Raw genomic sequence first — 18,283 nt, forward strand, 5'->3', positions numbered from 1 at the left:
AAAGTTGTCAGGGCAAGTCTCAATTTCTGCGACTGTGGAAATGGGCAGAAAACAAATCGGATGCCACCAGGTTTTTATTGTTATTCCTCTTCATGAAGCCCCCACGGGCTGCCTTGCTGTGGGGGTGTTGCGCGCTCTTTCAGTGGGCGACCTCGGCCCGGGCATTCAGGGAAGGGACGGCGTCGGACGCCGGGTTGTGCTTGAGGGATTGGCGCAGCCAGGCGAAGGCCTGTTGCAGGTCGGCCAGCAGGTCATCGGTGTCTTCGATGCCCACCGAGATCCGCACCAGGCCTTCGGAGATGCCCAGGGCCTGGCGCTCTTCAAGGGTGTTCTCCACATGGCTGGTGGTGCGCGCCGGGCCGTAGATGGTTTCCACCGCCCCCAGGTTGCCGGCGCAGTGGGCGTAGCGCAGGCGCGGTAACAGCAGCTTGACGCTGTCCATGCCGCCCACCAGGACGAAACTGACGATGGCGCCGAAACCGCGCATCTGCGCACAGGCCACGGCGTGGTTCGGGTGGCTGGGCAACCCTGGGTAATTCACCGCTTCCACCAGCGGCTCGTTGAGCAGGAACTGCGCCAGTTGCGCCGCGCTGTGCTGTTGCTGACGCATGCGCAGGGCCAGGGTCTTGATCCCGCGGATGATCAGGTAGGCCGAGAACGGATCGAGGCTGGCGCCGTTGATTTCCCGGTAGTGACGCACCTGGCTCATCAGCGCTTCGCTGCCGCAGGCCACGCCACCGAGCACGTCGCCGTGACCGCTGAGGAACTTGGTGGCGCTGTGAATCACCACATCCACGCCCAGGGCCAGGGGGTTCTGGTTCAGCGGCGTGGCAAAGGTGTTGTCCGCTACCACCAGGGCGCCGACCTTCTTCGCCGCACTCACCAGACGCTGGATGTCGACGATCTTCAGGGTCGGGTTGGTCGGGGTCTCCAGGTACAGCAGGTCGCAACCCTGGGCGATCTCGGCTTCGATCTGCTGCTGGTCGAAGGTTTCGCAGAGGGTCACGGCCACGCCCATGCGCGGCAGGAACTCTTCGAAAATCTTGTTGGTGCCGCCGTAGCTGTCCTTGGTCGACACCACCCGCTGGCCGTGGCGCAGGAAGCTGTAGAGCACGCCGCTGATGGCTGCCATGCCGCTGCTGAAGGCCACCGCCGACTCGGCGTTTTCCAGGTCCCGCAGCTTGGCTTCCAGGGTTTCCACCGTGGGGTTGCTCATGCGGCTGTAGATAAAGCCCGGGGCCTTGCCCAGGGCCACGTCGTACCATTGGTCGATGTCGTCGTAGCCATAGGCGGCGCTGGCAACAATCGGCGTTTGCGTGGCGTTGTAGGGATGACGGATCTGCTCCCCGCCCCAGACCACGCGAGTGGCGGTCCCGGGATTTTCCAGCCCTGTGCGTTCAGGTTTTTTATTCATTGCAACGGCTCACCATAGAGGGCGCGCGGCCTGTTGCCGCGCTGGATCTGGTGGCCAATATAGAGAAAAGCCCAAGCCCCGAGAAACGATGTTATCGGGGCCAAAGGGGCGGTTTTTTTAATGCCTCGTCGGCCGGAAAAACGCCCATCGCACGGAGATTTTCAAGCCGCCCTTGCGCGCTGGCCATGCACCTTGCGAAGCTGACGACCGCCTGATCGAGCGCCCCACACCACCACCAGGAACGGCCATGAACCGCACCGAGCACCTGGGCCTGATGGCCCGCTACAACCAATGGATGAACGCCAAGCTGTACAACGCCGCCATGAGCCTGCCCGAGGGGCAGATCGTCCTCGACCGCCAGGCGTTTTTCGGCTCGATCCTCGGCACCCTCAATCACCTGCTGGCCGGTGACACCATCTGGCTCAAGCGCTTTGCCCAACACCCGACGCAGCATCCGGCGCTGGCCCCGCTGCAGCAGGTGGCCCTGCCCCAGGACCTCAAGACCCTGCTGTTCCCAAACCTCGACGGGCTCTGGCAGCAGCGCCAATGGCTGGACCAGTTGATCCTGGATTTCAGCCAGTCCCTGAGCGACGCCGATCTGGACAGCAGCCTGCATTACACCAACACCCGGGGCGTGGTCGCCGAGCGCAATGTGTATGCCCTGCTGGTGCATTTTTTCAATCATCAGACCCATCACCGGGGCCAGGCCAGCACCCTGCTGACCCAAGCCGGCGTGGACATCGGCGATACCGATCTGCTGCTGTTGATTCCATCAGCGCTCTGATCGGGCGCCGATTATTTATTCGAGCCTATCTAGCGTGTGCCCCAGGCTTCTGCGACGATGCGCGCGGCAAAAATCTGCTCGCTAAGGAATGGCATCATCAAAGCCCTCAACGCTGTACTTCTGTTATCCGCAATATCCCTGACGGGCTGCGGCACCCTGATCGCCCGCACGCCCAACGCCCATAGCGGCTACGACTACTACAAAGGCACCCAGGCCAATATCGAGCTGCTGACCATGCGTGGCTCCAGTGGCTACGACGGCTACGCCACGGTCTTCTGCTGGGTCAGCATCGTCTGCCCGGTGGTGGCCATCGTCAGCCTGCCGGTGGATGCGGTGGCCGACACCGCGCTGCTGCCCTATGACGCGATGAATCACTGATTCGCGCCCGACCCTGTTTCGCCCCTGCGTGGAAGCCCGATCATCCGAATCCTCCATTACCTGTTGTTGCTCAACACCCTGCTGCTGTCCGGCTGCGGCACCTACATGACTCGCGGCAATGCCCTGGACTTTCGCGACGACCGCTACTACCGCAGCGTCAAGACCAACGCCCAAGTGCTCACTGGCTACGACATGGGCTACGCACGCATGATCACCGGCGGCTGCTGGGTGACCGTGGTGTGCCCGATCCTGCTGGTGGCCAGCCTGCCCCTGGATGCGGCGCTCGACACCGTGCTGCTGCCCTACGACGCGTTCCAGCCGGAGCGGCCCAAGCGCAACAGGCACGTGAAGAAGAAGGAGATTCCCGAGGAAGAGCTGCCGGCGTTGCCCATCAGTGCCGAGGTGCAAGGCCCGACGGCCCACACCCCGCCCATCACCCCGCAGGCTGATTGACCCCCTTCAGGCGGGCATGCGCCGTGCCTTGGCGCAACCGGGCTACGCCTGATCCGACGCGCACAGCGCTGCCCTGCGCTGCTCCAGGCAGCAGCGCCGCCCCAGCCGATCCACCTGCGGGCGACCGAACAGATAGCCCTGCCCCCACTCGCCACCACAGGCGGTGGCCAGGTTCTGGTCGCTGCCCGTCTCCACCCCTTCGATGATCACGCACGGCGCCAGGGTCTTGCACAGCTGCACCAGGTGGCTGAGGGTCTGGGCGCTGTTGAGTTCGCCACGGGCACGCTGGATGTAGCCCTTGTCGATCTTGACGATGTCCGGCCGGGTCTGGCGAATGAACTCCAGGGTGCCCAGGCCCGCGCCGAAATCGTCGATGGCCACCCGGCAGCCCATTTCGCGCAGGCACAGGACGAATTCGCTGGCCGCCTCGATGCTCGGCGGCGTGGCGCTTTCGGTGATCTCGATCACCAGTCGCGCGGCCACTGAAGGTGAGTCGCGCAGCACCTGCAGAATCGGCAACCAGAAGCCGTCGATGATCGCGCTCTGGGCGGAAATGTTGCAGCCCAGGCGCAGGCGTTCATCACGGTGCAGCGCCTCGATCACGCAGCGCACCACGCTGTGATCGAGCTCGCGCATCAGTTGGTGTTTTTCCAGCAGCGCCAGAGGATAGACTTCGCCGCCCTGGGCATCGATGTGGCGCAGCAAGCCTTCGTGGTACAGCACCCGGCTGCTGTCGGGCAGCCACACCACCGGTTGGAACGCCAGCATCAGGCGGCCTTGGGCCAGTTCACGATAAAAGTCTCTGACGCTTTGCATGACAACTCCCCGGGCAAGACAACGGCACCCTCGCGGCGAACCGGATGCGACGCGCTGGCCGTCACCCTTCCCAAGGGCCCTGGCCGAGCATGATCGACCCTGGCACAGGCCTTGAGGAAGTGTTCCTGGATACCTTTCGCTTGTCCTCGGAAACGCGCGGCACTGCCGAATCGTCTGTGGCCCCGTGTTTATTGCAATCATGCCAATGGCCTCTCCGATATCACTTAGCCATCAGTCCAGGAAGACCTATGCATAGAATGACCAGCGCCAGCTTTCGGGTGCTTGCCGATGTCATGAATGAGGGCGGCGCCCACGTCGAAACCTTGCTCAAGCAATTGGGCAGCAGCCTGCGGGATGTGTATGAAAACCCCAAGGGCGTGAGGCTGGAACTGGTCTATCAGGTGATACAGGAAGCCGTGCGCCGCACCGGCAAGCCGGACCTGGGCCTGCTGGCCTACAGCAAGGCCCATCCGGCCAACCTGGAGGCATTGGGGTATGCGGTGATGTCCTGCGCCACCCTGGGCATCGCGCTGCAACGCCTGGTGGATTACCACGCGCTGATCAGCAACGGCTTCTGCATGTGCCTGGAACGCAAACCGCAGATGCTGACCCTGATCGGCTTCGACGTGGCCAGCGAACCCTCGATGATGCCCCGGGCCTTTATCGACGCCGGCGCGGCCCAGACCCTGGGCCTGCTGCACTGGCTGTTGCCGCAGCACAAACTGCGGCCCCTGGCGGCCACCTTCACCTACGAGGAGCCGCTGGACACCGGGTCACTGCGCCAACTGCTGGGAGACAACCTGCAGTTTTGCGCGCCCTACAACAGCCTGTCCTTCAGCAGCCAGGATTGCGCCATTGCCCTGCCCACCGCCGACCCGGCCCTGGATGTGCTGCACCTGGAGTACGCGCGCAATCGCCTCAACCTGCTGCACAACGGTTCGATGACCGCCCGGGTCCGCCGAGCGCTGTCCGAACGCCTGGCCCAGGGCGCGCCGAGCGACCTGCCGAACATTGCCCAGATCGTCGGGGTCAGCACCCGCAGCCTGCAACGCCGCCTGGGACACGAAGACGTGCATTTCTCCGCCTTGCTGGACGAAGCCCGCTTGATGCTGGCCCACAGCTTCCTGCGCAACTCCATGCGCAGCGTCAAGTACATCGGCGCGCTATTGGGCTTTCGCGACCAGAGCAGTTTTCACAAGGCCTGCCTGCGCTGGTTCGGCATGACCCCGGGGCGCTACCGCGAGCAGTGAGCCGCGGGAAACGACAACGCCGAGCGAAAGCTCGGCGTGAAGGGAACGCAAGGTGGATCAGTGAGCGGCCAGCTGCGGCTGAACTTCCGGCATGGCCGAGGAGTGATGGTTGAGGATCTTCCACTGGCCATCGATGCGCTCGTACAGGAAGGTGTAGCGCGCCTGGACCTTCTCGGCCTTGCCCGACGCATCGGTCAGGGTGAAGGTGTAGACGCCGCTGTCCAGGGCGGCATCGGGGCCCAGGTGACGGATTTCACGGTAGTTGATCTGACCTACCGGCTTGGACGCCAGGAAGTGCTCGAAGTAGTCCTGGATCTGTGCGTGAGTGCTGCGCACCTGGTTCGACACGGTCGGCTGCAACACCGCGTTCGGCGCATACAGGCTCACCACCGACTGCGGATTGCCGGTCTGCAGGGCGCTGTTCCAGCGGTCGAACAGGCCGGCGATCTCACGGTCCTGGGCCGCTTGCGGCTGCTCGGCAACGGCGCTATAGACATAGGGCTTGACCTCGGCGGCCACCGCCAATGGAGCGGTGAAGGCAAAAAACAGGGCCAGGGCAGTGGTTTTCAGTTTCATACGATTTCTCCAGTGGGTTTCAATGAGCCACACTTTGCCCATCGCCGTCGCCCGCGCCATCGGCCAACTGGAGCTTTTGGCCTATGCCATTTGGCAGATAGGCGTGACGTGCAGCAGCGGGTCTAATGCCCGCTTTTGTTCAACAGCAGCGCCGCCACACTGGAGCCCCGCCATGTCCACCCCATCCTTCGACCCCGCCAGCGCCCTGGCCCTGCGCAGCCAGTATCGACAGTCCCAGAGCCGCGCCGCGCGCCTGCGGCTGCTGGTGGACACCGGCCAGGAGCTGCTGCAACTGCCCCCCGAGCAGATGCGCCAGCGGGTGGTGCAACGGGCCTGTGCCTTTGCCGCCATGGACCACGGGCTGCTGCTGGAATGGGCCGAAGACGGTGTGATCCACACCCGCGCCGCCCAGGGTCATGAAGAGCGCCTGCAAGGCCTGCGCGCCCTGGCCGATCACCCGCAGTGGCCGGAGCCGCCGCCGACCCCGGACAGCGCCGTGCTGCGCGTGCTCTTGCACCGCGCCGACGGCCGGGCCTTCGGCGCCCTGCTGCTGGCCAACAGCGTGCCCATCAGCCCCCCGGACAGCGAAGACCTGGAATCCCTGCAACTGCTGGCCACCCTGCTGGCCGCGCACCTGGAAAACCAGCGCCTGCTGCGCGACCTGCAAGCCCGGGAGCGCAGCATGTCGGAACTGGTGCAGCGCCTGTTCAGCGCCCAGGAAGACGAACGCAAGCGGGTCGCCTATGACCTGCACGACGGCCTGGCGCAAACCCTGGCCGGACTCCATCAGCGCCTGCAGGGCTTCGCCGGGCGCTGTCCGCCGTTGTCCGCCGAACTGCAGCAGGACCTGCAGACCATCCTGCAACTGGCCCAGGGCTGCGTCGGCGAGGGCCGGCAGCTGATCGGCGGCTTGCGCCCTCACGTGCTCGACGACTTCGGCCTGCTGCGGGCCATCGACCGCGAGGCCGACCGCCTGCGCGACGCCGGTCTGCTGGTGTACTGGGGCCAGCGCGCGCCGCAGCGCCTGCCCGACGCGGTGGAAATCGCCCTGTTCCGCATCGCCCAGGAAGCCATCAACAATGTCCTCAAACACGCCCGGGCCTCACAGGTGCACCTGAGCCTGGCCCTGGAGGACGGCCAGGCGCTGCTCGGGGTCAGCGACGACGGCTGCGGCTTCATCAGCTCGCCGGCCCCGGTGGCCGAACAGTTGGGTCAGGTCGCCATGCACGAACGCGCCCATCTGCTGGGCGGCTACTTCAGCTGCGACAGCCGGCCCGGCAATGGCACCCGGCTGCTGGCCCGGGTTCCCGTCCAGCCCTTGGAGCCAGCGCTATGAGTACGCTGATACGCCTGGTCCTGGCGGACGATCATGAAGTGACCCGCACCGGTTTCGTCGCCCTGCTGGCGGGCAATCCGGAGTTCGAAGTGGTGGGCCAGGCCAGGGACGGTGAAGAAGCCCTGGCCCTGTGCGAGCAACTGCGCCCGGACATCGCCATCCTCGACATCCGCATGCCGCGGCTCAATGGCCTGGGGGCCGCGCGCCTTCTGCAGCAGCGCCAGCCCGAGGTCAAGGTGGTGATCTTCACCATGGACGACAGCCCCGATCACCTGGAAGCGGCCATGACCGCCGGCGCCGTGGGCTACCTGCTCAAGGACGCCAGCCGCGACGAAGTGATCGGCGCCCTGCAACGGGTGGCCCAGGGCGAGGAAGCCCTCAACAGCGCGGTCAGCGCGCGCCTGCTGCGGCGCATGACCGAACGCGGCAACGGCCAGGCGCCCCAGGTCCAGGCCCTGACCGCCCGCGAGCGCCAGGTGCTGGGGCTGGTGGCCGGCGGCTTCAGCAACCGCGAGATCGGCGAAAAGCTCGGCATCACCACCGGCACCGCCAAGGCCCACGTCGAGCGGGTGATCGGCAAGCTCGGCGCCTCCGACCGTACCCAGGCGGCGGTGCGCGGCATTGCCCTGGGGCTGGTGACCCAGCCCAGCGGGCAGTGGCCATGAACCTGCGCAGCGCCCGGCGCTGGGCCGACCTGCCGCTGCGGGGCAAGGCGCTGGTGGTGATCTCCCTGCCCCTGGTGATCCTGCTGCTGTCGCTGGTGCTGATCTACAGCGCCGAACGCCAGACCGCCCGCGCCGAAGAAGACGTACGCCGGGTGCTGCTGGTGCAGGGCGACATCCAGACCGTGCACACCCTGCTGGCCGAGGCCGCGGCCAGCGTGCGCGGTTACCTGCTGACCCGCAGCGAGGACTTCCTGCCCGCCTACCTCCAGGCCCGCCCGCAGATTGAAGCCGCCTTGCAACGCCTAGACCGCAACGTGCGCGACACGCGCATGCGCGAGTACCTGCACACCATCACCCCGTTGATCCAGACCAAGCTCGAAGGCCTGGTGGCCCTGCGCAACGGCAGCCGCGACGACAGCGCCACCGTGACCGCGATCCTCATCGACAACAAACAGGTGCTGGACGTGCTGCGTGAACAGATCAGCGCCATGCGCATCCACGAGGACGCGCTGCTGGCCGAACGCACCGCGGCCGCGGCGGCAACCCGCATGCGCCTGCTGTTCGCCACCCTGCTGGCCGCCGGTTGCGGGCTGTTTGGCGCCATCGTTGCGGTGCTGCTGCTGTCCCGGGGCATCGTCACTCGGGTGCAGCAGGTCCAGGGCAACGCCCAGCGCCTGGCCCTGGGTCAGCCCCTGCTGCCGCAAGCCCCGGAGCTGGATGAGATCGGCCAGTTGGGCACACGCCTGGTGGAAGCCGGGCAACTGCTGGCCGAGCGCGAGCGCGCCCTGCGCGACAACGAAGAACGCCTGCGCCTGATCATCGACGGGGTCAAGGACTACGGAATCTTCGCCCTGGACACCGCCGGCATGGTCACCACCTGGAACTTCGGCGCCGAGCGGATCAAGGGCTACCGCGACCAGGAAATCATCGGCCGCCATTTCTCCCTGTTCTACCTGCCGGAAGAATGCCCGCAGCACCCGGACATGGCCCTGCGCGAAGCCACCGCCCACGGCCACTACATGGAAGAAGGCTGGCGCTGCCGCAAGGACGGCAGCCGCTTCTGGGCCAGCGTGGTGATCACTGCGCAATACGACGCCAGCGGCGCCCTGCGGGGGTTTTCCAAGATCACCCGGGACATCACCGACCGCCGCGCCGCGGAAATCGCCCTGGGCACCGCCCGCGAAGAAGCCGAAAGCGCCAGCCGCGCCAAGAGCGAATTCCTCTCGCGCATGAGCCACGAACTGCGCACCCCGCTCAATGCCATCCTCGGCTTCGCGCAACTGCTGGACATGGATTCCAGCGCCGGCCAGCGCCCCCAGGTCGGGCATATCCTGCGGGCCGGCCAGCACCTGCTGGCGCTGATCAACGAGGTGCTGGACATCGCTCGCATTGAAGCCGGGCGCCTGCCGCTGAACGTCGAGCCCATGCCCCTGGCGGCGGTGCTGCATGAAGCCCTGACCCTGGTGTCGCCGATGGCCGCCGACGCCGGCATTCACCTGGCACCACTGCCGGAACTGCCGGTGGACAGCGGAGTGATCGCCGACCGCCAGCGGCTGATCCAGGTGCTGCTCAACCTGCTGTCCAATGCCATCAAGTACAACCGCAGCGCCGGCCAGGTGAGCATCGAGGTGGCGATCGACGGACCGCGCCTGCGTATCAGCGTCATCGACACCGGCGGTGGCATTGCCCCTGATCATCTGGAGCGCCTGTTCAAGCCGTTCGAACGCCTGGATGCCGACCCCAAGGTCGAAGGCACCGGCCTGGGCCTGGCCCTGAGCAAGAGCCTGCTGGAAATGATGGACGGCGACCTCAGCGTGCAGAGCACCCTGGGCAGCGGCTGTCGCTTCAGCCTGGAGCTGCCCTTCGTGCGCCTGCCCGATGCCCCCGCCGCAACGCCTTTTGCCGCTCCGGCACTGAGCCTGCCGACGCCCCAGGCGCCGGCCCGGCACCAGGGCAAGATCCTCTGCATCGAAGACAACCTGCAAAGCCTGGCGCTGATCGAAACCCTGCTGCAGCGCCGGCCGGGCATTCAGTTGCTCTCGAGCATGCAGGGGCAGATGGGCCTGGATCTGGCCCGCCAGCACGCACCGCAGATGATCCTGCTGGACGTCAACCTGCCGGACCTGCAGGGCCTGGAAGTGCTGCAACGCCTGCGAGCCTCCGCCATCACCGCCAGCACACCGATCCTGATGATTACTGCCGACGCCAGCGAGCTGACCCAGCGCACCCTGCGAGAAGCCGGGGCGACCGCGATCCTCACCAAGCCGATCCATGTACCGGCGTTCCTTGCCCACCTCCAAGCCTGCCTAGTGGAGCCCGTATGACTGCCGATATGCGCATCCTGATCGTCGACGACCAACGTCCCAACCTCGACCTGATGGAACAACTGCTGGCCCGTGAAGGGTTGCACAACGTCCTGAGCAGCACCCAGCCGCTGCGCACCCTGGAACTGTTCAACAGCTTCGAACCGGACCTGGTGATTCTCGATCTGCACATGCCCGAGTTCGACGGCTTTGCGGTGTTGGAGCAACTGAACCGGCGAATTCCGGCCAACGACTACCTGCCCATTCTGGTGCTCACCGCCGACGCCACCCGCGACACCCGCCTGCGGGCCCTGGCCCTGGGCGCCCGGGACTTCATCAGCAAGCCACTGGACGCCCTGGAAACCCTGCTGCGGATCTGGAACCTGCTGGAAACCCGGGCCCTGTACAAGACCTTGCGCACCCTGGTGCCGCCGGAGTGCATCGAACTGCTGCGCCCATCCAGGGCCTGACCTGCCGCGCCGCCGCACTTGCCGCATCGTCGCACCCTGTAGCCGCTGCCGCAGGCTGCGATGGGCTGCGCAGCAGACCCAAACCGGGCTTGCTGATATAACGCAGCGGCCGCTTCGCGACCGTTCGCAGCCTGCGGCAGCGGCTACAGGAATCGCGGGGTTTCAGAGGTCGCGGAAGAACTCGCCGGGGGTGGCGTCGAACTGCTGGCGAAACGCGGCGATAAACGCCGAGGTCGAGTCATAGCCACAGGCCAGGGCAACATCGGTAACCCGCTCGCCCTGCTCCAGCGGGGTCAGCGCGCCGAGCAGGCGCAGACGCTGGCGCCAGGCACGGAAGGTCAGCCCGGTGTCCTTGAGAAACAGGCGGCTGAGGGTTTTCTCCGTGACCCCGAGCTTCTGGCTCCATTGCCCCAGGGTGGTCGGCTGTTCCGGGTGTGCCTGCAAGCTGCGGTAGATCGCCCGTAAGCGCGGGTCCAGGGGCAGCGGCAGCATCAGGTCCAGTTGCGGCGCGGCGGCCAGCTGGTCCAGCAGCACCTGGGCCAGGCGCCCGTCGGCGCTGTCCTCGACATACTCCACCGGCAATTCGCTGAAGGCGCGGATCAACTCCCGTAGCAGGCTGCTGACTGCCAGCACCTGGCAGCTGTCTGGCGCCGCCCAGGTGGTAACGCTGCAATCGAGGTACAGGCTGCGCATCTCGGTGCGCGGCGAGCTGAACACCCGGTGCGGCACCCCGGCGGGAATCCATACCGCACGCTGCGGCGGAGCGACAAAGCGCCCGGCGCTGGTCTGGATCTCCAGCACCCCGGCAATCGCGTAGGACAACTGCACCCAGGGGTGGCTGTGGCGCCGGGTCAAGGCGCGGTTGGGCAAGGATTCAGTGCGCCCGTACACCGGTCGCGGCAGACTCGGCAGCCCGGGAATACTGCGGCGGACGATTTTTTCATGTCCTTTAGGCGGCATTAATGGGCTCCTTGGCGTTAGTCGGTAAATTCCAGCCACGTTAGAGTCGCCCCACCGCACTTGGCAACCCCCGGATGATCCCGCTATGACTCGCTCGCGTCTTTTGCCCGACAACTTCACCCTGACCCTGATCGGCGTGGTGCTGCTGGCCAGCTTACTGCCCGCCAGCGGCCAGGTGGCGGTCGGCTTCGGCTGGCTGACCAACCTCGCCATCGGCCTGCTGTTCTTCCTCCACGGCGCCAAGCTGTCGCGCGAGGCGATCATCGCCGGGGCCGGCCACTGGCGCCTGCACCTGCTGGTGTTCAGCCTGACCTTCGTGCTCTTTCCGCTGCTGGGGCTGGCGCTCAAGCCGCTGCTGTCGCCGCTGGTGGGCAACGACCTGTACCTGGGCATGCTGTATCTGTGCGCCCTGCCGGCCACGGTGCAATCGGCCATCGCCTTTACCTCCCTGGCCCGGGGCAATATCCCGGCGGCCATTTGCAGCGCCGCCGCGTCGAGCCTGTTCGGGATCTTCCTCACCCCGCTCTTGGTGACCCTGCTGCTGAACGTGCACGGCGACAGCGGCTCGACCCTGGATGCCATCGTCAAGATCAGCGTGCAGTTGTTGCTGCCCTTTATCGCCGGGCAGATTGCCCGGCGCTGGATCGGCGCCTGGGTCGGGCGCAACAAGAACTGGCTGCGCTTCGTCGACCAGGGCTCGATCCTGCTGGTGGTCTACGGCGCCTTCAGCGAGGCGGTGAACGAAGGCATCTGGCAGCAGATCCCGCTGTGGGAACTGGGCGGGCTGCTGGTGGCCTGCTGCATCCTCCTGGCCATGGTGCTGCTGGCCTCAAGCTTTCTCGGCAAGCTGTTCGGCTTCGACCAGGAAGACCGCATCACCATCCTCTTCTGCGGTTCGAAAAAGAGCCTGGCCACCGGCGTGCCCATGGCCCAGGTGCTGTTCGCCGGCAGCACCATGGGCGTGCTGATTCTGCCCTTGATGCTGTTCCACCAGATCCAGCTGATGGTCTGCGCGGTGCTGGCCCAGCGCTACGCCAAGCGTCCGGAATCGGTGGCCGAGCTGATGGGCCAGGTCGACCCGTAACCTTTCCTGCAAGGCGGCCCGGCAGCTGGCCGGGCCTGCGCGCAGATGGCGATGAAGCGTGCGCAATGGCATGATGCCGCGGCGAAAATCATCAAGGACCGCTGATGTTTCCCCATCGAATTCAAGCCCCCAGCCAGGCCGACCTGGAACTGCAGGTTAGCGCCCGCCTGGAGGCCGATGACCAGGCCCAGGTCATCGTCCAGTTCGCCAAGGCCGAACAGTACGATGGCGAACTGCTGAGTCAGCTCGACACGCTCTGCGCCCGTTTCGGTGAACGCCTCAAGGTGCGCTTCTATAGCCATTACCCGGGCAGCGCGTTCGATGCCCGGGTGTTGCTGGCCCTGCCCCATGTGCAGTCCCTGAGCCTGGACTGCCTCGACACCCTGGATCACTACAAGGCCATCGGTCACCTGCCCCTGCTTCGGGAGTTTGCCCTGCAGGTGATCAGCGCCGACCTGCCCGGGCTGCTGGCCCTGCCCAACCTCAAGCACCTGCAACAACTGCGGCTCTCCCTGGACAAGGGCCCCGCCATCGACCTCGCGCCCATCGACCAGATGCCCGACCTGCACCAGCTATCCATCAGTGTGCAAAGCCACAATCTGGACGTCCTGAGCCAGTGCCCGAACATCGCCACCCTGAACTTGCACCGCATGCCGGCCAAGACGCCCCTGGGCATGGTGGCCCGTATGTCCGGCCTGCACAGCCTGTCGGTGAGCTTCGGCAGCCGCGAGGGCATGCCGGAACTGCGCAACTCGTACGTTAAGGAACTGGATATCCTGCGGGTCCGTGGCCTCAACCGCCTGGACCTGGAAGGGTTTCCACAGCTGCAAGTGCTGCAGATCGAGGATCAGGCGCAATTGAGCCGGCTGGCGCTGGGCGACACTGCGCATCTGCGCAGGCTGCGCTTGGCCAATCTCAAGGCCTTGAAGGAACTCAGCGGCCTGAACACCTCGAACATCGCCGACCTGCGCATCATCAAGGCCCCACAGATGGATCTGCTGACACTGATCGACAGCCAGCTACCGCCCAGCGTGCAGCATCTCAAGCTGCTCAGTGGCAAACGCGCCGTGGACAAACAGCTCGAAGCCCGGCAACAGCTACTGGGCATCCCTGAACCCCGCGGCCCGTTCTAACCGCCGCCCTGTCGTAGGAGCGCGCTTGCTCGCCGAGGACGTCAACGATAACCCGCACTCACCGGGAATAGGCGGCGCTTTGGAAAGCATCGCGAGCAAGCTCGCTCCTACAGATGGGCATTAATCTGACCGTTCCACCTATTCGAACCTGATAAGGAGATCCCATGTCCTTTGTTCCCCGCTTTACCGAACTGCTGCTGACGCACCTGCAACAGGAAGAACGCCAGCGCATTCTCAAATCGATTGTTGTCAGCGTCGCTCCGGAACTGTGGCTGAGCCTGGAATCGGCGGCATTGCTGGACATCAATCGCGAGCATTTCGGCCTCGGCGGCCAGTTGGATGAACGCGACGACTACCGCCCCAGCCACATCAGCGTTCCTCGCTGCAACGTCCCGCGCTGGCTGATCGCCGCCGAGCGGCGCAAGGTGGATATCTGGGTCGAGGACAGCTACGGCGAAAAGGCCGCAACCGCCATCGAGTTCAAGGTGGTGCACAACAACAAGAACGCCTATTACAAGATCTGGGAAATCCGCAAGGACCTGGTCAAGCAGATCCCCCGCACCAGTCCCGATGAGCGCATCGAGCGCTGGGGCATCGTGCTGCTGAGCTACTCACGCTTCTACAGTGACCAGCAAGGCAACTACAGCTATGGCAAGTTCGACAGTTGCCAGGCGTTTCTCGACGCTTTCGAGAATGGCCTGAACGACAACAACGAGTGGTACGCCGACGCACCGGAGCTGGAACTGGAGATGAAACCGACCCAGATAACCAATCTGGACAGCGCGAATTACATCGAACCTGGGAAAGGCTCGGGGGTGTATCTGGCACTGGTCCGGTGCAAGGCCTGAGGCTTGCCTGCAGAGCCCAAACCGCTGCGGTTTACCCACACCGCCGTGGAGCGCATCAGTGCTTCGCGGCTGTGCTAACGTTCGCCAACGTCCCGGCTTGAAACCCTGCCCATGTCCATCACCGACAACCTCCTGGCCTTCACCTTCGCCGCCACCCTACTGACCCTGACCCCGGGCCTGGACACCGCCCTGGTGCTGCGCACCGCCACCGTGGAAGGCAAGCAACAGGCGCTACGCGCGGCGCTGGGGATCAACGCCGGTTGCCTGCTTTGGGGCGCGGCCGTGGCTTTCGGCCTGGGGGCCTTGATTGCGGTGTCGGAACTGGCCTTCAACCTGCTGAAATACTGCGGCGCGGCCTACCTGGCCTGGCTGGGGCTAAACATGCTGTTGCGCCCACGCCGCTCGTTTGCTCCGGCAGACGCAGACGGCAATCCCGGGGCCAACTGGTTTCTCAAGGGCATGCTGGGCAACGTGCTCAACCCCAAGGTGGGGGTTTTCTACGTGTCCTTTCTGCCGCAGTTCATTCCCCAGGGACAGCCGCTGGTGCTCTGGACCTTCGGTCTGGTGAGCATCCACGTGGTGCTGGGGCTGATCTGGTCCCTGCTGCTGATTGGCGCCACCCGCTCCCTGAGCGGGGTGCTGCAGCGGGAAAAGGTGATCCAGTGGATGGACCGCACCACAGGGATGATCTTCGTGCTGTTCGCGGCTCGCCTGGCCTTGAGCAGGCGTTGAACATCGTTCCCCTCAAACCTCAGCCAGCACCGCCCCACGCTCTTCCAGCAGCTTCACAAAACTGCTCAAACTCTGGGACACGGTGCCGCGCCGCCAGACCAGCCAGGTGCGCAGGAAGCGAAAGCGCGGCGACAGCGGCCAGACGCTGACCGTGGCGCAGCCGGGCATGCTTTCCAGCATGCTGCGGGGCATCAGCGCCAGCCCGGCACCGGCGCTGACGCAGGCCAGCATGCCGTGGTAGGACTCCATTTCGTGGATCTTGCCCGGCACCGCGGCGTCCTGGGTAAACCAGCTTTCGAAGTGATGGCGGTAGGAGCAGTTGGCGCGAAAGGCGTAGATGCTTTCGCCGTTGACCTCCCGCGCTCGGGTAATCGGCGCGTGCCCCAGGGGCGCAATCAGCACCATTTCTTCCTCGAACACCGGCAGCCCTTCCAGGGCCGGATGGCGCACCGGGCCGTCGACGAAGGCCGCCACCAGACGCCCGGAGAGCACGCCTTCGATCATGGTCCCCGAGGGGCCGGTGGACAGGTCCAGTTCGACCTTGGCGTATTGCTGGTTGTAGGCCGCCAGCAGCGCCGGGATGCGCACCGCCGCCGTGCTTTCCAGGGAACCCAGGGCAAACGGGCCCTGGGGTTCCTCGCCGGCCACGGTCAAGCGCGCTTCGGCCACCAGATCGAGAATGCGCCGGGCGTAGTCGAGGAAGTTCCACCCGGCAGGCGACAGGCGCAGGCGGCTCTTCTCGCGGATAAACAACTCCACCCCCAGGTCCTGCTCCAGTTGCTTGATCCGCGTGGTCAGGTTCGACGGCACCCGGTGGATCAATTGCGCCGCAGCGCTGATGCTGCCCTGCTCGGCAACGGCCTTGAAAATTTCCAGCTGGACCAGATCCAATTCATTCTCCAAACGTGAACGACTCGCTTAATATTATTCAGTTTTCAGCAAAGAGCCAGCACCGTAACCTGCCGTCATTCCCACCCAGCAGGACGGTGCCATGAGCCTTGTTTCCAGCCACACCCACGCCTTGTCGATCAACCCCGCCAGCGGCGAGCAGATCGGTGCCTACCCCTACCAGTCCGAAGCGGAACTGGACGCCACCCTGGAGCGCGCCGCCCGCGGTTTCGCCCTGTGGAAACGCCAGAGCGTCGCGGCGCGCGCCAGCCGCCTGAACGCACTGGCTCAGGCCCTGCGGGACAACAGCGAGGCCATGGCACGGATGATCAGCCTGGAAATGGGCAAGCCCTTGCCCCAGGCCCGGGGCGAAATCGAAAAATGCGCCCAGCTGTGCCTGTGGTACGCCGAGCACGGCCCGGCCATGCTGGCCCCGGAAGCGACCCTGGTGGAAAACAACAAGGCGCGCATCGAGTACCGCCCCCTGGGCCCGCTGCTGGCGGTGATGCCGTGGAACTTCCCGATCTGGCAAGTGCTGCGCGGCGCGGTGCCGGCGCTGCTGGCGGGCAACACCTACGTGCTCAAGCACGCGCCGAACGTCATGGGCAGCGCTTACCTGCTGCTGGACGTCATGCAGCGCGCCGGTTTCCCTGAAGGCGTCTTCGAGCTGCTCAACGTCACCCCGGACGGCGTGTCCCGCGCCATCGCCGACCGCCGCATCGCCGCCGTGACCCTCACCGGCAGCGTGCGCGCCGGCATCGCCATCGGCGCCCAGGCCGGCGCCGCGCTGAAAAAATGCGTGCTGGAACTGGGCGGCTCCGATCCCTTTATCGTGCTCAACGACGCCGACCTGGACGAAGCGGTCAAGGCCGCGGTGATCGGCCGCTACCAGAACACCGGCCAGGTCTGCGCCGCCGCCAAGCGCCTGATCATCGAACAAGGGGTGGTCGCGGAGTTCACCCGCAAATTCGTCGAAGCCACCCGCACCCTGGTGATGGGCGACCCGCTGGCCAGCGACACCTACCTCGGCCCCATGGCCCGCTTCGACCTGCGCGACGAGCTGCACCAGCAAGTCCAGGCGACCCTGGCCGAAGGCGCCACCCTGCTGCTGGGGGGCGACAAGGTCGAAGGCGCCGGCAACTACTATCAGCCCACGGTGCTGGCCAACGTCACCGAGCAAATGACCGCCTTCAAGCAGGAACTGTTCGGCCCAGTGGCCGCCATCATCAGCGCCCGGGATGCCGAGCACGCCCTGGCACTGGCCAACGACAGCGAGTTCGGCCTCACCGCGACAATCTTCACCCAGGACCTGGAACGGGCCCGGCAGATGACCGACGAACTGGAAACCGGCGGCGTGTTCATCAACGGCTACAGCGCCAGCGACCCCCGGGTGACCTTCGGCGGGGTGAAGAAAAGCGGCTTCGGTCGCGAGCTGTCGCACTTCGGCGTGCGCGAGTTCTGCAATGCGCAGACGGTGTGGCTGGATCGACGTTGAGGTCGGGCACGGGGCTTGAGCCACCGGCCAGGCCCTGATGCCAACGGACATTCAGCGCTGGCGAGGGGGCTGACACCCTCTGCGCCAGTTCTTGATTGAGCGGCCTGGCTTTAGGCAGCGCAATGCCCTGATTCGCTCAGCGAGTCGCCCACCCTGCTCAGCGAAACTAAGCCCGATCTTGCTGTTTTTTCAGAATTTTCTTGAAGCCCTGCCTGCCCCGACCTTTCTATGATGTTTCTTTTTGATATCACCCGAGGTCCGGCATGTGCGCCCCCGCTCAAAAATTCATCGTTCGCCTGCCTGGTGAGCTTCACACCCAAGTCAAGCGCATCGCCAAGCAGGAAAACCGCAGCATGAACAATGAAATCGTCGACCGACTGGAAAAGTCGCTGGTCGCCACCGAAGTCCGTAGCCACGACAAGAAACTCATCAACATCCTGCTGGGCAAGATTGCAACCCTGGAACAACAGATCGAATCCTTGCAAATGAACACCCCTGAACCTGACCGGTAACGCCGTTTCTTTTCATGCATCAGGGCCGCCCCCCTCGGTAACCTGAGCCAATCCCTCTCCCGCCTTTACCCCCGCGCCGCAGCTTGTATGATGGCGCCTGCCCGACAGCACCCAGCGGCAACCGCCAGGCCCTTGCCTGATGCCCGCAGGGCTCCCGCGCTGTTCCTCACTACACACTCAGGTCGA

At 65.3% G+C, this 18,283-nt stretch carries 19 protein-coding genes; 14 read left to right on the forward strand and 5 right to left on the reverse strand.

Annotated features, from left to right (window positions below; translation table 11 throughout):
• Positions 1-139 precede the first annotated feature (139 nt).
• On the reverse strand, positions 140-1,414 hold the full coding sequence (locus tag PFZ56_RS24490) for a cystathionine gamma-synthase family protein (protein WP_110596080.1): 1,275 nt from the start codon (positions 1,412-1,414) through the stop codon (positions 140-142).
• A gap of 247 nt (positions 1,415-1,661) precedes the next feature.
• Here PFZ56_RS24490 and PFZ56_RS24495 point away from each other — a divergent pair, with 247 nt between their 5' ends.
• The 3 genes from PFZ56_RS24495 (at position 1,662) to PFZ56_RS24505 (ending at position 3,029) form a co-directional block, all read left to right on the forward strand.
• Positions 1,662-2,198, forward strand: a complete 537-nt coding sequence (locus PFZ56_RS24495; RefSeq protein WP_110596081.1) for a DinB family protein — start codon at positions 1,662-1,664, stop codon at positions 2,196-2,198.
• 57 nt (positions 2,199-2,255) lie between these two features.
• A complete protein-coding gene (locus tag PFZ56_RS24500; RefSeq protein ID WP_110596082.1) occupies positions 2,256-2,576 on the forward strand; it encodes a YceK/YidQ family lipoprotein in 321 nt (106 codons plus the stop codon).
• Between the two features lie 63 nt (positions 2,577-2,639).
• Positions 2,640-3,029 carry a YceK/YidQ family lipoprotein gene (locus PFZ56_RS24505; protein WP_262379936.1) on the forward strand — a complete coding sequence of 130 codons (390 nt, stop codon included), beginning with the start codon at positions 2,640-2,642 and terminating at the stop codon, positions 3,027-3,029.
• A 42-nt stretch (positions 3,030-3,071) separates the two neighbouring features.
• On the opposite strand, the gene PFZ56_RS24510 is transcribed toward PFZ56_RS24505, so the two are convergent.
• Entirely contained in the window at positions 3,072-3,845 is a 774-nt protein-coding gene (locus PFZ56_RS24510) for an EAL domain-containing protein (RefSeq protein ID WP_102881731.1), read from the reverse strand.
• A gap of 248 nt (positions 3,846-4,093) precedes the next feature.
• Here PFZ56_RS24510 and PFZ56_RS24515 point away from each other — a divergent pair, with 248 nt between their 5' ends.
• Positions 4,094-5,095 (forward strand): AraC family transcriptional regulator, encoded by a 1,002-nt coding sequence (locus PFZ56_RS24515; RefSeq protein ID WP_102881732.1) that lies wholly within the window; start codon positions 4,094-4,096, stop codon positions 5,093-5,095.
• 57 nt (positions 5,096-5,152) lie between these two features.
• Here the strand turns inward: PFZ56_RS24515 and PFZ56_RS24520 are convergent, their stop codons facing one another.
• A complete protein-coding gene (locus PFZ56_RS24520) occupies positions 5,153-5,671 on the reverse strand; it encodes an SgcJ/EcaC family oxidoreductase (protein WP_047305201.1) in 519 nt (172 codons plus the stop codon).
• Positions 5,672-5,843: 172 nt separating this feature from the next.
• Between PFZ56_RS24520 and PFZ56_RS24525 the strand changes: the two genes are divergently transcribed.
• The 4 genes from PFZ56_RS24525 to PFZ56_RS24540 are packed head-to-tail and all read left to right on the forward strand — an operon-like array spanning position 5,844 to position 10,445.
• Positions 5,844-7,007 carry a sensor histidine kinase gene (locus PFZ56_RS24525; protein ID WP_102881734.1) on the forward strand — a complete coding sequence of 388 codons (1,164 nt, stop codon included), beginning with the start codon at positions 5,844-5,846 and terminating at the stop codon, positions 7,005-7,007.
• Positions 7,004-7,672: a response regulator transcription factor gene (locus PFZ56_RS24530; protein WP_102881735.1), complete on the forward strand. Its 669-nt coding sequence runs from the start codon at positions 7,004-7,006 to the stop codon at positions 7,670-7,672. The genes PFZ56_RS24525 and PFZ56_RS24530 overlap by 4 nt, the downstream gene beginning before the upstream one ends.
• Positions 7,669-9,996: an ATP-binding protein gene (locus PFZ56_RS24535; RefSeq protein ID WP_170004861.1), complete on the forward strand. Its 2,328-nt coding sequence runs from the start codon at positions 7,669-7,671 to the stop codon at positions 9,994-9,996. Before PFZ56_RS24530 ends, PFZ56_RS24535 begins: the two co-directional genes overlap by 4 nt.
• Positions 9,993-10,445 (forward strand): response regulator, encoded by a 453-nt coding sequence (locus tag PFZ56_RS24540; RefSeq protein ID WP_170004859.1) that lies wholly within the window; start codon positions 9,993-9,995, stop codon positions 10,443-10,445. Before PFZ56_RS24535 ends, PFZ56_RS24540 begins: the two co-directional genes overlap by 4 nt.
• 162 nt (positions 10,446-10,607) lie before the next feature.
• On the opposite strand, the gene PFZ56_RS24545 is transcribed toward PFZ56_RS24540, so the two are convergent.
• On the reverse strand, positions 10,608-11,405 hold the full coding sequence (locus PFZ56_RS24545; RefSeq protein ID WP_110596085.1) for a helix-turn-helix transcriptional regulator: 798 nt from the start codon (positions 11,403-11,405) through the stop codon (positions 10,608-10,610).
• Between the two features lie 85 nt (positions 11,406-11,490).
• On the opposite strand from PFZ56_RS24545, the gene PFZ56_RS24550 reads away from it, so the two are divergent.
• The 4 genes from PFZ56_RS24550 to PFZ56_RS24565 all read left to right on the forward strand — a co-directional run bounded on the left by PFZ56_RS24550 (position 11,491) and on the right by PFZ56_RS24565 (position 15,202).
• A complete protein-coding gene (locus PFZ56_RS24550; RefSeq protein WP_102881739.1) occupies positions 11,491-12,489 on the forward strand; it encodes a bile acid:sodium symporter family protein in 999 nt (332 codons plus the stop codon).
• 104 nt (positions 12,490-12,593) lie between these two features.
• The gene (locus PFZ56_RS24555) at positions 12,594-13,622 is read left to right on the forward strand and encodes a hypothetical protein (RefSeq protein WP_170005096.1); all 1,029 of its coding nucleotides are present in this window, start codon (positions 12,594-12,596) and stop codon (positions 13,620-13,622) included.
• Positions 13,623-13,786: 164 nt separating this feature from the next.
• Positions 13,787-14,470 carry a hypothetical protein gene (locus tag PFZ56_RS24560; RefSeq protein WP_170005094.1) on the forward strand — a complete coding sequence of 228 codons (684 nt, stop codon included), beginning with the start codon at positions 13,787-13,789 and terminating at the stop codon, positions 14,468-14,470.
• 111 nt (positions 14,471-14,581) lie between these two features.
• Positions 14,582-15,202: a LysE family translocator gene (locus tag PFZ56_RS24565; RefSeq protein ID WP_110596089.1), complete on the forward strand. Its 621-nt coding sequence runs from the start codon at positions 14,582-14,584 to the stop codon at positions 15,200-15,202.
• 12 nt (positions 15,203-15,214) lie between these two features.
• Here PFZ56_RS24565 and PFZ56_RS24570 read toward each other — a convergent pair whose 3' ends face one another.
• Positions 15,215-16,093, reverse strand: coding sequence for a LysR family transcriptional regulator (locus tag PFZ56_RS24570; protein ID WP_102881744.1), 879 nt, complete (start codon positions 16,091-16,093; stop codon positions 15,215-15,217).
• 100 nt (positions 16,094-16,193) lie between these two features.
• On the opposite strand from PFZ56_RS24570, the gene PFZ56_RS24575 reads away from it, so the two are divergent.
• The gene (locus PFZ56_RS24575) at positions 16,194-17,585 is read left to right on the forward strand and encodes an aldehyde dehydrogenase family protein (protein ID WP_170004742.1); all 1,392 of its coding nucleotides are present in this window, start codon (positions 16,194-16,196) and stop codon (positions 17,583-17,585) included.
• Between the two features lie 263 nt (positions 17,586-17,848).
• The gene (locus tag PFZ56_RS24580; protein ID WP_102881746.1) at positions 17,849-18,097 is read left to right on the forward strand and encodes an Arc family DNA-binding protein; all 249 of its coding nucleotides are present in this window, start codon (positions 17,849-17,851) and stop codon (positions 18,095-18,097) included.
• The last annotated feature ends 186 nt before the right edge of the window (positions 18,098-18,283 follow it).

Origin of the sequence: Pseudomonas danubii (assembly GCF_042980055.1) — a bacterium.
Lineage (GTDB): Bacteria > Pseudomonadota > Gammaproteobacteria > Pseudomonadales > Pseudomonadaceae > Aquipseudomonas > Aquipseudomonas danubii.

What these genes read in the sequence shown, in the direction of transcription:
- PFZ56_RS24515 (WP_102881732.1), top strand. Translation starts at nt 4,094, where the DNA reads ATGCATAGAATGACCAGCGCCAGCTTTCGGGTGCTTGCCGATGTCATG.
- PFZ56_RS24555 (WP_170005096.1), top strand. Translation starts at nt 12,594, where the DNA reads ATGTTTCCCCATCGAATTCAAGCCCCCAGCCAGGCCGACCTGGAACTG.
- PFZ56_RS24520 (WP_047305201.1), bottom strand. Translation starts at nt 5,671, where the DNA reads ATGAAACTGAAAACCACTGCCCTGGCCCTGTTTTTTGCCTTCACCGCT.
- PFZ56_RS24580 (WP_102881746.1), top strand. Translation starts at nt 17,849, where the DNA reads ATGTGCGCCCCCGCTCAAAAATTCATCGTTCGCCTGCCTGGTGAGCTT.
- PFZ56_RS24540 (WP_170004859.1), top strand. Translation starts at nt 9,993, where the DNA reads ATGACTGCCGATATGCGCATCCTGATCGTCGACGACCAACGTCCCAAC.
- PFZ56_RS24560 (WP_170005094.1), top strand. Translation starts at nt 13,787, where the DNA reads ATGTCCTTTGTTCCCCGCTTTACCGAACTGCTGCTGACGCACCTGCAA.
- PFZ56_RS24495 (WP_110596081.1), top strand. Translation starts at nt 1,662, where the DNA reads ATGAACCGCACCGAGCACCTGGGCCTGATGGCCCGCTACAACCAATGG.
- PFZ56_RS24535 (WP_170004861.1), top strand. Translation starts at nt 7,669, where the DNA reads ATGAACCTGCGCAGCGCCCGGCGCTGGGCCGACCTGCCGCTGCGGGGC.
- PFZ56_RS24550 (WP_102881739.1), top strand. Translation starts at nt 11,491, where the DNA reads ATGACTCGCTCGCGTCTTTTGCCCGACAACTTCACCCTGACCCTGATC.
- PFZ56_RS24525 (WP_102881734.1), top strand. Translation starts at nt 5,844, where the DNA reads ATGTCCACCCCATCCTTCGACCCCGCCAGCGCCCTGGCCCTGCGCAGC.
- PFZ56_RS24565 (WP_110596089.1), top strand. Translation starts at nt 14,582, where the DNA reads ATGTCCATCACCGACAACCTCCTGGCCTTCACCTTCGCCGCCACCCTA.
- PFZ56_RS24530 (WP_102881735.1), top strand. Translation starts at nt 7,004, where the DNA reads ATGAGTACGCTGATACGCCTGGTCCTGGCGGACGATCATGAAGTGACC.
- PFZ56_RS24545 (WP_110596085.1), bottom strand. Translation starts at nt 11,405, where the DNA reads ATGCCGCCTAAAGGACATGAAAAAATCGTCCGCCGCAGTATTCCCGGG.
- PFZ56_RS24500 (WP_110596082.1), top strand. Translation starts at nt 2,256, where the DNA reads ATGCGCGCGGCAAAAATCTGCTCGCTAAGGAATGGCATCATCAAAGCC.
- PFZ56_RS24490 (WP_110596080.1), bottom strand. Translation starts at nt 1,414, where the DNA reads ATGAATAAAAAACCTGAACGCACAGGGCTGGAAAATCCCGGGACCGCC.
- PFZ56_RS24575 (WP_170004742.1), top strand. Translation starts at nt 16,194, where the DNA reads ATGAGCCTTGTTTCCAGCCACACCCACGCCTTGTCGATCAACCCCGCC.
- PFZ56_RS24510 (WP_102881731.1), bottom strand. Translation starts at nt 3,845, where the DNA reads ATGCAAAGCGTCAGAGACTTTTATCGTGAACTGGCCCAAGGCCGCCTG.